The organism is Archaeoglobus neptunius, assembly GCF_016757965.1.
In the GTDB taxonomy this organism is placed as follows: domain Archaea; phylum Halobacteriota; class Archaeoglobi; order Archaeoglobales; family Archaeoglobaceae; genus Archaeoglobus; species Archaeoglobus neptunius.
This window is the reverse complement of record NZ_JAEKIW010000012.1, coordinates 32,879-46,656: the sequence shown is the minus strand read 5'-3', so window position 1 is coordinate 46,656 and position 13,778 is coordinate 32,879. Positions and strand designations below refer to the sequence as shown.

Here is a 13,778-nt window from a genome sequence, read left to right as displayed (position 1 = left end):
AATCAAACCTCAGATTTCTATCCGATCTACGACCATTCTGTTGAAAGTCGGATACCTCTCCACCAAACTCAGTTTCAACCCTTCAGATTTTAAAGCTTCTCTAATCTCTTCGTCCAGTTCAGGTGAAGTTTCAATGCAATCCTCAAATCTGACATATTTGATTCCTTTCCGGCTTAAAATGTACTCGGCCACATCCAGATTTCCGTCAATCCGGCAGCACACCACCGTACCATCTCCGGTTATCTCATAAAATTCGGGGTGATTCATGGCCATTCTGATCAGTCTCCTTCTGAACTGTGCCACATCCTTGAATCTTGCACTGCAGTAGTGAAACTTGCTGGCCTTTTCGTAGGCCTTTATGACCTCCGGTGTTTCAACGTAGTAGTCTTTGACCGCATAACCTCTACCCACTATCTCCCGCCAGTTCGTCTCACTTACCTCAAGCTGGTTAACGTTGAGGAAAGCATCCAGGTCGTTGGCAATCTCAACAATCCTCTCATCAAATCTTAAAGCAGGGATTTCGAACCCGGCATCCATTCCAAGCTTTTTTGCAGCTCTTATGGAGTCAGCATAAGCTTCAGGTTTCAGAAGCTCGGGTGGATGAAATCTGATTTCATCCAGCTTTCTGAGTTTCCTGAGTTTCTCCTCACCCGCAGGAAGTGACGTGTAAAGATGCACGTGCATATCCAATTCCTTGGCTATTTTAAGAAACTCGGCAACTCTCTCAATTTTCAGGAGTGGTTCACCACCCGTTATTGCCACTCCATCCGCTCCCATGAGCTCTGCCTCCTCAAGAAAGTCCTCGATGCTTCTTACTTTTCGCTCATTGGCATATATCACATCTCTGCCCGATCTCTCTTTCGAGATGGGGCAGTAAAAACATGAGTGCATGCATTTACCGGTCACAAAAAGCACGAGTTTGGATCCCCTTCTGCAGAGCCTGCACCCCTCGGGCAGATAGCTGTAGTAGCTTCCTGCCTCTATTCTCCTGAACTTTCTCATATTACTGCTTCTATTCTATCCTTCACCCATCCAATCCCTAGAGACTTGATAAAGTATCCCACTCTAGGGCCGTAGGTTTTATCCAGTATTACCTTGTAAATAGCGCTGAAGGCCTTTGAGGGTTTGATGCCAATCTCTTTTGCCACGTCGTAGACGAGAGTATGTATCTCCTCGGGTTTCATGTCCTCTTTTAGCCTTTCTGCATAATTTTTCAGAAACTCCCTCTCCTTATCGCTGAACTCCGATTTTATTTCATCTGGTATCTCAAACTTTATCCTCTCCGGAGCATACTTTTCAAGCCACTTTCTGGCATAAACAAGCCTTCTCTCAACATCCCTGATCACTTCCTCGTCAATACTGTAGCCTGTTCTCTTTAAAATTTCGAGAACCTTTCTGACATCCCATTTTGCTATCTGTCCCACAACCACCAGATGGCGGAACGGGACTTCTGAGTACCGAACATCGCTGACGAGACTGATTTCGACACTCCTGTCTCCTTCCCTGAATTTTTCTTCAAATTCCTCGATTAGGTCAAGCAGTCCGATGCCCGGATCGAACTCTATGTGTCTCTCGGGCTTCACCCTGATGGTAAAGTATCTGACAATCTCGGGTGGAATTATCTCTATCATCTCTCTCACGGGGATTACAATCCCCTTCGAGCTTTTCATCGCCCCAACGCCTTTCAGGTGAATCCATTCGTAAGGCACGGGATACGGAGGTTCGTAATTGAAGATTTCGCTGGATATCCTCTTTCCAGTGTCATAACTTCCTCCAGCAGCGGCATGATCCTTTCCAAATGGCTCGCAGGTAATTTTCAGAATCTGCCATCTTGCCGCCCAGTCAACCCTCCAGGTAAGCTTGCCTCCCCCTCTGTATGAAGCTTTGCCGGCGTAGCCGCAACTGCATGTGTAGTATATCCATCTGTCATCAAAACCCGTTACCCTTGCAGAGTTGATCCTTCCACATTTTTCACAGAGGGGCATGAATGGATACCAGTCAACTTCAAGCTCCCTCCCCGTTACCTCACTTATTATCCCTGCAATTTCATCTCTTTTTCCCAGAGCCTCCCTTATTTTATCCTCATAAAGACCATCTTCATACATCCTGTAAGCCCTTCTAACCTCTACCGGAATTCCAAGAACTTCAAGAGACTCAAGAAAAGGTTGCAGAAAATGCTCCGAATACGATTCGTGACATCCTTCAGGGTCAGGAATCTTGCATAGCGGCATTCCAACGTAACTTTCGTACTCTTCTGGCAAAAATGGATATTTTCTTCTCAAAGGATCAAAGTCGTCTGCTATGTAAACGATGTCTGCATCCCCACCAGCATCTATCAGGGCTCTTCTGATTGCATCTGCCGTTACCATTTCTCTTAAATTGCCAAGGTGTATGTGCCCTGATGGAGATATACCGGTCGCTATTCTATGCCTGCTTCCTTTTTTCAGAAGTTTCGCTGCAATTACATCTGCCCAGTGCATCGCTCTGCTTTTGCCAATGCTGTTTTTAAACTTGCCCTTGATTGCCTCACAAGATAACTTCACAGACCCCAACACTTCTGTTTGATTGCTGAAGCCAGACTAACCGTCCTAAAAGTATTCAGTTGTTTTTCTCAAATCCATTTCAAATTGTGAAACGTTTTGTGGAGTTTAAAACATTTCTGAACGTTCTGACAGCTCCAAATCTTAACGTTTTAACCTGCAAAGTATAATGCTCTTGAGGTTAACAGTGTTTTGAGGTGATGTGAATGAATGTGAAAGCGGGAATTGCTGCAGGAATTGTGAGCCTCCTGTTCGTAACCACCCTTGCATCTGCTATGGGCATGGGGGGTATGGGATACGGAGGATACGGCATGCCCATGATGGGATACGGGTCAGGGTATGGCGGATACGGAATGGGAATGGGTTATGGAATGGGAAATATGGGATACGGAATGCCGGCAAATAATGGCATGAACTATCCGGGTACGATGGACAATGTAACAATGTATGGGGGAATCATGAACTCGCAGTATGGGCCACAGAACGGGCCTGCCCAGAACGGATACATGCACAGCCAGGGAATCATGGATCAGATGGTCGGCATAATGAAAAAAATGTTCGGATACATGCAGTCAATGATGCTGAAATTCATGGGATGGAATCCATAATCTAAATTATTTTAATTAAAAAACAGCATATATGCAACCCATCCCGTAATGAGAAAGTAGGGTACAGAGTACTTGTGGAATCTTCTCCACCTTTTCTCGCTTTGAACCATCCTCAACGCAATGATGTTCGCAAAGGAGGCCGTTATTAGGCCGTTTCCTCCAATATTAACCCCATACACTATGGCAGGCCAGTTGTGGCTGAAATTCGAAACGAATATGGCCGCTGGAACATTGCTGATCAACTGAGAAGTGACTGCCGAGAATATGAAGATGTTGCCTGAGGATTTTATGTCTAAAGTGCCCACCAACTCAATCAATGGAGGAACTGAAGAAAGGACACGGAAATCAATCAGAACAACAATAAAAAGCAAAATCAGAAGCCAATCAGTATTTATTAAAACTCTACGATACAGCAAAGCGTAGAGTAGGACGACTAAAGGCAGCAGCATTTGACTCTGCCTCAATTCAAGGAAGGCTAGATAAGCTGCTAACATTACTGTGGATAAAACAAACAGGGTGGTATCCTTCTTTGGATCCTCTATATTTTTTGAAAAGTCCAGTTCTATGGCTGGAAAGGAAAGATATGTGAACAGCAGGAGAAGCACGAGCAAAACGATGAAGAGCGGAAGGGTTTGCAGTAAGAAAGTTATGAACGATACACCCCATTCATGCCATAGAAAGATATTTTGTGGATTGCCGATCGGAGTTAGGGCTGAACCTGCGTTGACGGCCATTGCTTCAAATACTACCAGCTTCAGAGCATCAATTTCCACCATTTTTCGAATTCCAAGCGTGATTGGTACAACCACAAAAAGCGTAACATCATTTGTCAGAAATGTTGATAAAAACACTGCCAGCAAAACCAGGATGATGGACAGACCTCTCTCGGTTTTACACCACCCCAACACTCTCCTCGAAAGAATATCAAAATAGCCGCTCTCCTTCAGCCCCGTGGCAATCAAAATCAGTCCAGCAAGAGCAACTATCGGTCTCCAGTCGATGATGGAAATGTAACTCGCCATCTTATCCGGATACACAATTGCCAGAATGACCAGAAGAAAAAGAAAGAAGGTTAGAATGGTATCCTTTTCAGCAATTTCAATGCCCCTCGCCACAACCCATCTGATTTTCCTCATCAAAACACCATGCCGGACAGTTATCGATCCCTGAATATTCAGACTTAATAAAATTTTTCGAACTTCGCCATTTCATCCCATGTGCAGCCAGGTAAACAGGCCAATCATTTTCAAGGCCATGTAAACCATCACAGCAATGAAGATGTGCTTCAGATACCCTGCTGGCAATCTGTGAGCAGTCTTCACCCCAATCTGAGCCGCAAGAACGCTTGTTACCGCCAGAGCAAGCCATGATTCGAGATTGAAGTAACCGATAAGCTGACCTGCTGGATAACTGCCAAACACTCCAGCCTTCAATCCGTTGACAATGTATCCCGCCAATCCTCCGAGCGACGTAAAGATCATAACGGCAGTTGAGGTTCCCACAGCCCTGTGCATCCCGAATCTGAGCAGTGCAACCATTACCGGAACCATCAGCACTCCACCTCCAATACCGATGATGCCTGTTACTATCCCCAGCACGATTCCACAGGCTGCCAGTACTGCTGCATTCTCATTTGGCCCCTCTTCCACCTTGGGCAGTCCTGCAACCAGCATCCTTACAGCTCCAGCAAGAATTGCCAGGCCAAAGACCGTCTTTAAGACCTGAACCGGCAGATGAGCTGCTATTGCAGATCCGGCAAATGCCCCAACGGCTCCGGTTATCCCCATCACAGCGGCAGCTCTCCACAGCACAGCTCCACGTTTGCTGTGACCATAAGCTCCGCTTATCGCTGTCGGGAACACAACAGCAAGATTCGTTCCGAATGCTGTCAGGATGGCAAGTCTTGCATCCATACCCATGCTCGTGTACACCCAGTACTGCACGGGAATCATTATGAAACATCCACCCACACCGAGCAAACCACTTGCAAACCCCACAGCTATTCCGGTTATTACGAGGACGGCCATGGAAACCGCAAAGATCGATACCTCAACCACGCCTACCATAGTTGTTATGGTTATTAAACAATATTTAGTTTTTTGGTTTAAAAAACAAACTAAAAGGGAAAAATTAAAAGCCGTTGCAGATTTTAGACAGACAAGGGTGAAGGCGTCCACCCCATAACCGCCGTACGGCTGATGACGCCTGTTCTCAATAGCGGTGGTAGGGTGGTAGCTTTGAATCTATCTCTGGAAAGGCTGAAGGGCTACGTGCTGTCCAGACAGAACGAGGATGGTGGTTTCGCGATGTGCAGGCCTCTGCCATCATCTCTCGCCGAAACCTTCTACGCAGTTCAGATTTTGAAGACTCTGAAGGAAGAGGTTCCGGGTAAAGAAGTGGTGGTCGAGTTTCTAATGTCCAATCTGAGAAAGGAAGTGTACTCCATTTTCTACATTTTCAGCTCTCTTGAGGCCCTTGACCATAAACTTCCAGAGGAGTACTGTGACTTCCTTCTCGAAAAGCTCGATGACGTCTTAATGAGGAGTCACAGCAGAGATCTGGGCAGTGAAAGAGGAATTACAGCCACCTACTCCTTTGAGTCCCCAAACATCCTGAGAGAGATTTACTGCATCTCCACATCCCTCGAAATGTGCGGGATGAGGGTACCTGAGAAGGTGAAAGATTTCATCGAAAGGTTCAGAAGAAACGGTGGATATGGAGTTAGGAAAGCGAATCTACGGGACACCTTCTACTGTACTTCAGTGGTTAAGCCGGATAACCGTACTGTGAGCTTTGCCAGAAAATTTCGATGTCCTGACGGTGGTTTCGCCAAGAAACCCAACAGCTTCCCGTCCTATATCGAGGAAACTTACTATGCCCTTTCCATCTTTAACAAAGCAGGATACGAATACAGGGATGAAGAGACTGCAAGATACCTGATCTCCCTCCAGAACCCGGATGGCGGGTTCAGAAGAAGCCCGTATCTCGGAATTTCAAGCCTTGAAAACACTTTTTATGCTGTCAAAAGTCTGGAAATGCTGGGTAGTATCGACACCGGTATCAGCAGCTCAGGGCAGGTCTTCTTACCTTAATTCTGGTATACATGTGGTCTCGTATCAGTCGGTAACAGGCAGCATATCATTAACCACTACCGGACAGGGTCGGTGCCTGGCAGAGTTTTGGGACAAGCTCGTTTGGATTTATAAATTGCAAAAATTCAAAGTTTCCCCCTGTAATACACCGTTGCAGGACAGGCGAGACACTTTCCGGTTCTGTACCTGCTGCAGCTACCGCAGTCCACACCACACGGAGCTGATGAGACCTTATCTGCCACCACCCTGATCTCCAGAAAGGGATCGTAGTGGATCCCCTGTACCGGGTAGACCTCATATCTTCTTATTCCCGGCTGTGCTCTCAGTGAACACTTTTCGAGTGTAACGCTCTCCAGAGAATGCAGATCCTCAGCCCAGATGAGAGCAAAAAGGTTGTAACCTCCCGTTGTCACGAAAAACTTGATGATACGGGGGCAGTTCTCAAACTTCTTCAGCAGCCTTTCCAGTGCTGCAGAGCTCTCCACTTCCATCGCCAGAATTGCAGTAAGGACCCCTAACTTTTCAGTGTTCAGAAGAGTTGTCAACCTAACCATATTTTTACTTTCAAGCCTGTGTATTCTCTTCTTTGCCCCCATTGCAGACATGCCGATTGCTTCCCCTATTTCAGATAGTGTCGGACGACCTGAACGCTGTAGAATCGAAATAATCTTCCTGTCCCTTTCATCCATGCAATTTTTTAAAATAAACTTCCACATAAAGTTTATTGTCTAAACTTCCAATCCAAAGATTTTAGTAGACCAGACATACGTACTCTGTGAATCCACCAGATGATAAGGAGCTTGAACTGACCGAACACATTGAAGAGTTGAGAAAAAGACTGTTGAGAATTTGCCTTGCATTTATAATTTCCATTTCTGTTGTTTTTTACATCTCCTACAATTTTATGATGAGTTTCTGGGAAACCCTTGTAGGTAAGAATCCAATTTACGTCTTTTCCCCACTCGAATGGGTTGTAATTAGACTCACGTTCTCAGCCATACTTTCTCTGGTATTTCTGTACCCTTACATAATGTATGAACTCTATCTGTTTGCAAAACCTGGACTTTACGAACACGAAAGGAAGTTCCTGAAAACGATACTTATACCGAGCTACTTTATATTTCTCTTCGGCCTTATTTTTGCCTACAGGTTTGTAGTGCCTTTCCTCTACGGTATTGCCCTTACAGGATCCATGGAACCATATCTTTCAGCAGGAAGGACAATCTCCAACGCAATAAAGCTGCTTCTGTCATTCGGAATCTTTTTTCAGATTCCACTTGTTATGGTGCTCGCAGAACACTTTAATATTGTAAGCTACAAGACTTTCCGAGACCTGAGAATTCCGATTTACATCGTTGTTTTGCTATTCATCACAAATCTGAGCATGGATTTTACCGGTCTGACACAGATGGCCATTCTCGTATTGTTCGTCGTCATGTACGAAACAGGACTGGCGTTTCTCAGGATCATTCAAAAGAAACGGTGATATTAAGTTCGTGTTACACGACAATATTTTTGACATCAATTAGTAGAAGTTGCAGTTTATCTTTCAAATGCAAGTTGAAAATACGAAATGCAAAAGAAATGATTAAATATATTAAAGATAACTACCATCATGGAAAGACCATGGTTTCGAAACTGGCCAAAACTGCTGACGAAAACCCTCGACTACCCGAAAGTTCCGCTTTTTGAATTTCTGGAGACCTCTGCAAGAAGATACGGAGAGAAACCATCAATCATCTACTATGGTAAAAAAATAAGCTACGGGGAACTTCTTGACAGTGTTGAGAGATTCGCCACGTATCTGGCTTCAACCGGTATCGAGAAAGGAGACAGGGTTGCGATATATGCCCAGAACTCTCCACAGTTTATAATAGCATTTTTCGGAATAATGAGGGCGAATGCGATAACAGTCCCACTGAACCCGATGCTGGTGGAAAGAGAGCTCGAGTACGTTCTGAAGGATTCCGGGAGCAAAATGGTCGTTACAACGTCCGAACTGGCATCGAGAATAGTTCCGGTGGCAAAGAAGCTTGGAATTGACGTGATAAGCGGCAATCTATCGGACTATATTCCCGAGCAACCTGAACTGCCCGTCCCGGATTTTGCAAAACTCAAACTTGACGTGGAGAACACCATAAGCTGGAACGAGGTTATGGCCGAAAGGAATCCGCCAGATGTCAGAGTCAGCAGTGACGATCTGGCGTTAATTCCTTACACTGCCGGCACGACGGGAATGCCTAAGGGATGCATGCACACACATTCCACTGCAGTTGCCAACATACTGAGTTCGGTGCACTGGTTCAACATGACACCTGCCTCGGTCATTCTCGCTACATTGCCGTTCTTCCACGTTACGGGCATGGTGCATTCGATGTTTGCTCCAATTTATGCGGGGGCCACCATGGTGCTGATAACCAGGTGGGACAGGGAAACGGCAATACAGGCCATTGAAAAGTACCGCTGCACCCACTGGGTTAACATTACAACGATGGTTGTTGATATGCTGAGTGATCCGGAAATCGGCAAAAGAGATCTCAGTTCACTGCTCGTTGTTGGCGGTGGTGGAGCACCAATGCCGAAGGCTGTTGCTGAAAAACTGTATCAGCTCACCGGCATAAGGTACATGGAGGGATACGGACTGACGGAAACGATTTCACAGACTCATCTAAACCCTCCCCACAATCCAAAACTGCAATGTCTTGGAATTCCGGATTTCGGTGTTGATGCGCTGGTAATTGACGTTGAAACTGGAAAACCTCTGCCTCCAAACGAGCAGGGAGAGATAGTTATTTCAGGACCGGAGGTGTTTAAAGGATACTGGAACAAGCCAGAGGAGACAGAAAAAGCTTTCATTGAGATCGAAGGCAGAAAGTACCTGAGAACAGGAGATCTTGGGTATATGGATGAGGACGGCTATTTCTTCATTGTTGACAGAATAAAGAGAATGATAAACAGATCAGGATTTAAGGTGTGGCCAACCGAGGTTGAGGCTGTTCTGTACAGACATCCGGCGGTAAAGGAGGTATGCGTGATCGGAGTTCCAGATGAGAGGGTTGTTGAGGAAGTCAAGGCTTTCATTGTTCTGAAACCTGAATATGAGGGGAAGGTCAGAGAAAGCGACATAATCGAGTGGGCCAAAAAGGAGATGGCTGCCTACAAGTATCCGAGAATAGTTGAATTCGTCAAGGAGTTGCCGAAGAGTGGAGCAGGCAAGATTTTGTGGAGATTGCTGCAGGAAAGGGAAAGAAAAAAAATGGGAGGTGGTTGAATGTACAGGATTACACCCTTGAAAATGGCGGAAATTAGCGTCCCAATTGGGGTCGTTCAGATGATGGGAGATATGCGTGCCCTTGTAACAGGGCCTGTTTTTGTTTGGGTAATTGATGGTGGGGATGAAAAAATAGTTGTGGATGCCGGGGTTGAGGAGGCCAAAAACGGTCTTGTTCATGGATTTCCGGGCAAAGGTGGCGGCGAAAAGAGTCTGAGGGAGGCGCTGGAAAGAGCCAATATGAAACCGGAGGATGTGGACAAGCTGATTATAACACATCTCCACTTTGATCATGTTGCCAACGCAAAGCTTTTCCACAATGCCAGGATCTACGTCCAGAAAAGAGAGTGGGAGTCAGCACTTAACCCGCCCATGCACTATCGCCAGACCTACGATGAGAACATGATTCTCCCCCTTGAGGAGATGGACCTCTGCCTGGTTTGTGGTGATGCTGAGGTGGCCGAGGGGATCAGAGTCGTTTTGCTGCCGGGTCACACAAAGGGTTTGCAGGGGGTGAGCGTGAGAACCGAAAAGGGAGATTATCTGATAGCCGGCGATCACTTCTACACGTACTTCAACTTCTTCCCGCCAAAACAGCAGGTCGAATTTACGGACGCTGCAGGTAACAAGGTTCAATTTCCACCGGCCACGACACCCTTTGTACCACCAGGACTGCATGTAGATCTTTCTGAATGGTATGAAAGCTGCTTCAAAGCGCTCAGCACGGTGAGAAAGCAGAATATACTTCCCGGACACGATCCCAGTCTGGACGGGAGATCTTTTCCATAATTTTTTATGGCGAAAAAGAAAAATAGCTGCGGATTACTTTTAGCATGGATCCCGTTGAATTGCTCAGGAAGTACATAACGGATGACAAGCTGATAAAGCACTGCATCGCAACCGCAGCGGTAATGAGGGAACTTGCAAGAGAACTCGGACAGGATGAAGAGCAATGGTGGACAATTGGTATACTGCACGACATCGACTATGAACAGACACAGGGAGACATGGAAAGGCACGGACTGGTGGGGGCAGAGATTCTGCTGAAAGAGGGTGTGGATAAGGAGATTGCTGAGGTTGTGAAGAGACACAACCACATTCTCTTTGGAGATTACGAAAAACCTGTTGAAATAGCCCTGCAGGCGGCAGACAGCGTTTCGGGGCTGATCATTGCATGCGCTCTCGTAAAGAGTGGGAAGATAACGGAGGTTACACCAAAAACCGTCAGGAAAAAGTTCAAAGAAAAGAGCTTTGCGGCTGGCTGTGACAGGAACAGAATAAGAATGATAGAAAAGCTAGACATACCGCTGGAAAAACTTTACGAAATTGCCATACGTGGACTGGTTTCTGTGAAAGAGGATCTTGGACTAAAATAAAAATTTAAGAAGTTATCTGCTCTGGAGCAAGTCTCGTAAGGATCTTCTGATCAGTTATGACTCCGATTGGCTCTCCCTTGTCTGTAACAAGAAGAATCCTGACCTTCTCATCCCTCATCAGCCTGATTGCCTCTCTGATCTTTGTGTCCTTCTCAACCATGACGAGCTTCGGCCTCATTACCTCCTCAACCTTCGCTTCAAGCTTGTTCTCGGCAACTGCCTTGGCGACATGATCGAGGGTGAAGATACCAACAAACTTGCCATCCTTTTTTACAGGGGTGCAGTAAATTCCGTTTTCAGCCAGAATTTTTGCTGCTGTGATTGCCTTTTCTTCAGCGTCAACGGCTATTATCGGAGAGGACATGTGCTCCCCAACAGTATCTTTGGGAAGGGCAACAATTTTCTCAATGTCTATCACAATTGTGTTTTCGGTGTCATCCCTTCCAACAACCTTTCCGTAGACCATCATCTCGTTCACAGGTGTTGGGCCTACTACAACGCTGTCTCCGGGGTTAATTTTCTTGATATCCCCGATAAGTCTGATTCTTGCCTGACACACGTTTGGATTTGAAATCGATGGCAGAGATATCTCCTCGGCAGAGATTTCCTCCATTTCGTTTCCATTTACAACCACATTAACCTTTACAGATTCTTCAGGCCTCGTGACTGACAGGAGTTCGTAGGCCTTTGATGTTGGTCTGTATCCTCCCTTTGGACCGGGAACACCCTCTACAAGCCCCAAAGCTCTCAAAGCCTGCATCTGGTTTCTTACCGTTCCAGGATTTCTGTTAATCAGCTCTGCAATCTCCTCACCTTTAACCGACCCGCCGGCCTTTTTCTTGTAGAGAGTTATCAACGCATACAGTATGTCCTTCTGGATCTGGGTCAGATCAAGCTCAACCATTTGCATCACCTCCAATTTTAAATTTAAATATTAGTTAATGGCCGTGAAGGATATTTATAATTTTCCAAGTCATGGCGTTCTGCTGGAAAAATTAAATGATTTTAGCGCATCTTTTTGACTTCATCCACGATTCTGGGCAGGATCTCCCCAGCCTTCCCGATGATTCTGACATCAAAAATCGAGTCGGCTACCGTCGGCTCAGCATTTATTATAATCATCTTTGCTCCCGAACTTTTCGCCATGTAGGGAAGTTCCGCTGCGGGGTAAACCACAAGGCTCGAACCTACGACGATAAAGGCATCACACTTTTTGGACTCCTCCATTGCCTCAAACAGCACCCTCTGGGGCAGAGGCTCGCCAAAAAGCACGACTCTTGGCTTTATATACCAGCTTCCACATTTCCTGCAGCGGGGTATCTCTCCCCTGTTAAAGTCCTCCGCAAAATCGTCCCAGTCGTATGTTTCGTGGCAATCAAGACAGTCAAGCTTTTCCATGCTCCCGTGAAGCTCAAGAACTCTTCTACTTCCGGATTTCTGATGCAACATGTCTATGTTCTGAGTGATTACCGCCTTCACAATTCCCATTCTTTCCAGCTCAGCTATTGCGTAGTGGGCAGGGTTCGGGTCGGCGAAAAGCTTGTCCTTCATTTCCATCGAAAACTCCCAGAATGCCTTTGGATTTCGCTTGAATCCCTGTATTGAAGCTACTTCTTCTGGATCGTACCTTCTCCACAGCCCATCTTCCCCTCTGAATGTCGGAATACCACTCTCAGCCGAAATACCCGCACCTGTGAAAACAACCACATGCTTTGATTTCGCTATGATTTCTGCTGCTTTTTTAATCTCCTCCATGTTTATTTATTACCTTGCTATCAGTTATATTTTTTGTCAGTAGATCAGTTCTCCAAGCATATCCTTCTCGACTGCCAGTTTCAGCTCTCTCGCAATCCTCCTGCCCATGTACATGTTCTCCCCGAAAAGTATGTAAGAATATGGAGATGAGGGTATTCCGACATTCGTCCCGGCCACAATTCTTGCTGAAATTTCGAACACATACATCTGCGCATTTTCATCGAAAATTGACTCTATGCAGAAAGCCCCAACCATCCCGGGATATGCTATTTCCTTTGAGACTTTAACGACGTTCTCGGCTGCTTCAAAGGCCTGAACAAGAAGACTCTCTCTCAAGACGACCGGGAAATTTCCAATCACGGTGTATGTGGGATCAATTTCCCCTTTTATCTGCTCCTTCGCCGGAACCTTTCCAAGAGCATCGGCTGTTGACTCATATCGCCTGTCAACGGCTATAAGTTCGATTCTTCCATAGACCGGTGAGTAGAAGAAGGAAAAGTATATGTTCGTTCCGAGAATGTACTCCTGAATCTCGGCTTTCATAACGTCCTCTCTAGTTATCAACCCGGTTTTCACCATTCTTTCGGATATTCTGTAAAATTCTTCAGCATCTGAAACGATGAAGTATCCCTTCCCCCCTTTTGCCCCTGGGAACTTCACTATGGCCAGACCTTCAATTTCCTCGGGAACCGAGTATTTTTTCGGCATTTTTACCCCGGCCCTAATCAGCCACTCCCTCTGTTTCTCTCTATCAGTCTCCCACACCATAAGCTCTCTGTTCCCAAAAATTGGAACGAGCAGCTCGTTGAACTTGCCTATATATGCATTGAATGACCCGTGAGGGATCAAAATTGTGTTCATTTCCCTCAGCTTGCCCTGTATTCTTTCCTCCAGCAGATCTCTGTAATCTTTTACAATGATAAACCTGTCAGCAACACCGAAGCTCTCATAAACTTTCCTCTCCCTTTCTCTGCAGATGCAAACCGTTCCAAAACCCTCATCCTTGGCACCTTTCAGAATATTCAAGGCCGAATGACTGCCGATCGTTCCGATATGAATGTTTTGAGTGTCGTAACTCTCAAGCACCCTCAGCAGTTCATCTCTCATATTTTCCAACCACCTGCTGAATATAAATA

At 45.9% G+C, this 13,778-nt stretch carries 14 protein-coding genes and 1 riboswitch; of the genes, 6 read left to right on the top strand and 8 right to left on the bottom strand.

Annotated elements, in window-relative coordinates; translation table 11 throughout:
• Window positions 1-9: 9 nt before the first annotated feature.
• Window positions 10-1,002 (bottom strand): radical SAM protein, encoded by a 993-nt coding sequence (locus JFQ59_RS10075; RefSeq protein WP_202320307.1) that lies wholly within the window; start codon window positions 1,000-1,002, stop codon window positions 10-12.
• Entirely contained in the window at window positions 999-2,480 is a 1,482-nt protein-coding gene (gene lysS, locus JFQ59_RS10070; protein ID WP_202320306.1) for a lysine--tRNA ligase, read from the bottom strand. Before lysS ends, JFQ59_RS10075 begins: the two co-directional genes overlap by 4 nt.
• A 266-nt stretch (window positions 2,481-2,746) precedes the next feature.
• Here lysS and JFQ59_RS10065 point away from each other — a divergent pair, with 266 nt between their 5' ends.
• Window positions 2,747-3,148, top strand: coding sequence for a hypothetical protein (locus JFQ59_RS10065; protein ID WP_202320305.1), 402 nt, complete (start codon window positions 2,747-2,749; stop codon window positions 3,146-3,148).
• Between the two features lie 11 nt (window positions 3,149-3,159).
• Here the strand turns inward: JFQ59_RS10065 and JFQ59_RS10060 are convergent, their stop codons facing one another.
• On the bottom strand, window positions 3,160-4,284 hold the full coding sequence (locus JFQ59_RS10060; RefSeq protein WP_202320304.1) for an SLC13 family permease: 1,125 nt from the start codon (window positions 4,282-4,284) through the stop codon (window positions 3,160-3,162).
• 72 nt (window positions 4,285-4,356) lie between these two features.
• Window positions 4,357-5,214, bottom strand: coding sequence for a sulfite exporter TauE/SafE family protein (locus tag JFQ59_RS10055; protein ID WP_202320303.1), 858 nt, complete (start codon window positions 5,212-5,214; stop codon window positions 4,357-4,359).
• Between the two features lie 87 nt (window positions 5,215-5,301).
• Window positions 5,302-5,363: riboswitch (Fluoride riboswitch) on the top strand.
• 22 nt (window positions 5,364-5,385) lie between these two features.
• On the opposite strand from JFQ59_RS10055, the gene JFQ59_RS10050 reads away from it, so the two are divergent.
• On the top strand, window positions 5,386-6,240 hold the full coding sequence (locus tag JFQ59_RS10050) for a prenyltransferase/squalene oxidase repeat-containing protein (protein ID WP_230972456.1): 855 nt from the start codon (window positions 5,386-5,388) through the stop codon (window positions 6,238-6,240).
• Window positions 6,241-6,365: 125 nt separating this feature from the next.
• On the opposite strand, the gene JFQ59_RS10045 is transcribed toward JFQ59_RS10050, so the two are convergent.
• On the bottom strand, window positions 6,366-6,929 hold the full coding sequence (locus tag JFQ59_RS10045; RefSeq protein WP_202320301.1) for an Lrp/AsnC family transcriptional regulator: 564 nt from the start codon (window positions 6,927-6,929) through the stop codon (window positions 6,366-6,368).
• 86 nt (window positions 6,930-7,015) lie between these two features.
• Between JFQ59_RS10045 and tatC the strand changes: the two genes are divergently transcribed.
• From tatC to JFQ59_RS10025, 4 genes are all read left to right on the top strand, one after another.
• Window positions 7,016-7,726, top strand: a complete 711-nt coding sequence (gene tatC, locus JFQ59_RS10040; protein WP_202320300.1) for a twin-arginine translocase subunit TatC — start codon at window positions 7,016-7,018, stop codon at window positions 7,724-7,726.
• 129 nt (window positions 7,727-7,855) lie between these two features.
• Window positions 7,856-9,511, top strand: a complete 1,656-nt coding sequence (locus JFQ59_RS10035; RefSeq protein ID WP_202320299.1) for a long-chain fatty acid--CoA ligase — start codon at window positions 7,856-7,858, stop codon at window positions 9,509-9,511.
• Entirely contained in the window at window positions 9,512-10,300 is a 789-nt protein-coding gene (locus JFQ59_RS10030; protein ID WP_202320298.1) for an N-acyl homoserine lactonase family protein, read from the top strand.
• Window positions 10,301-10,344: 44 nt separating this feature from the next.
• Window positions 10,345-10,887 carry an HDIG domain-containing metalloprotein gene (locus JFQ59_RS10025; RefSeq protein WP_202320297.1) on the top strand — a complete coding sequence of 181 codons (543 nt, stop codon included), beginning with the start codon at window positions 10,345-10,347 and terminating at the stop codon, window positions 10,885-10,887.
• A gap of 4 nt (window positions 10,888-10,891) precedes the next feature.
• Here JFQ59_RS10025 and JFQ59_RS10020 read toward each other — a convergent pair whose 3' ends face one another.
• The 3 genes from JFQ59_RS10020 to JFQ59_RS10010 form a co-directional block, all read right to left on the bottom strand.
• Complete coding sequence (locus JFQ59_RS10020; RefSeq protein WP_202320296.1) at window positions 10,892-11,791, bottom strand: CBS domain-containing protein; 900 nt, start codon at window positions 11,789-11,791, stop codon at window positions 10,892-10,894.
• Between the two features lie 101 nt (window positions 11,792-11,892).
• Window positions 11,893-12,642 carry an NAD-dependent protein deacetylase gene (gene cobB, locus JFQ59_RS10015; protein ID WP_202320295.1) on the bottom strand — a complete coding sequence of 250 codons (750 nt, stop codon included), beginning with the start codon at window positions 12,640-12,642 and terminating at the stop codon, window positions 11,893-11,895.
• A gap of 36 nt (window positions 12,643-12,678) precedes the next feature.
• Window positions 12,679-13,749, bottom strand: coding sequence for a formate--phosphoribosylaminoimidazolecarboxamide ligase (locus JFQ59_RS10010; protein ID WP_202320294.1), 1,071 nt, complete (start codon window positions 13,747-13,749; stop codon window positions 12,679-12,681).
• Window positions 13,750-13,778: the final 29 nt, after the last annotated feature.

Coding starts and splice junctions, on each gene's coding strand:
- JFQ59_RS10060 (WP_202320304.1), bottom strand. CDS start 4,284: ATGAGGAAAATCAGATGGGTTGTGGCGAGGGGCATTGAAATTGCTGAA.
- JFQ59_RS10045 (WP_202320301.1), bottom strand. CDS start 6,929: ATGGATGAAAGGGACAGGAAGATTATTTCGATTCTACAGCGTTCAGGT.
- JFQ59_RS10075 (WP_202320307.1), bottom strand. CDS start 1,002: ATGAGAAAGTTCAGGAGAATAGAGGCAGGAAGCTACTACAGCTATCTG.
- JFQ59_RS10010 (WP_202320294.1), bottom strand. CDS start 13,749: ATGAGAGATGAACTGCTGAGGGTGCTTGAGAGTTACGACACTCAAAAC.
- JFQ59_RS10020 (WP_202320296.1), bottom strand. CDS start 11,791: ATGGTTGAGCTTGATCTGACCCAGATCCAGAAGGACATACTGTATGCG.
- JFQ59_RS10025 (WP_202320297.1), top strand. CDS start 10,345: ATGGATCCCGTTGAATTGCTCAGGAAGTACATAACGGATGACAAGCTG.
- cobB (WP_202320295.1), bottom strand. CDS start 12,642: ATGGAGGAGATTAAAAAAGCAGCAGAAATCATAGCGAAATCAAAGCAT.
- JFQ59_RS10035 (WP_202320299.1), top strand. CDS start 7,856: ATGGAAAGACCATGGTTTCGAAACTGGCCAAAACTGCTGACGAAAACC.
- JFQ59_RS10030 (WP_202320298.1), top strand. CDS start 9,512: ATGTACAGGATTACACCCTTGAAAATGGCGGAAATTAGCGTCCCAATT.
- JFQ59_RS10055 (WP_202320303.1), bottom strand. CDS start 5,214: ATGGTAGGCGTGGTTGAGGTATCGATCTTTGCGGTTTCCATGGCCGTC.
- JFQ59_RS10065 (WP_202320305.1), top strand. CDS start 2,747: ATGAATGTGAAAGCGGGAATTGCTGCAGGAATTGTGAGCCTCCTGTTC.
- lysS (WP_202320306.1), bottom strand. CDS start 2,480: ATGCACTGGGCAGATGTAATTGCAGCGAAACTTCTGAAAAAAGGAAGC.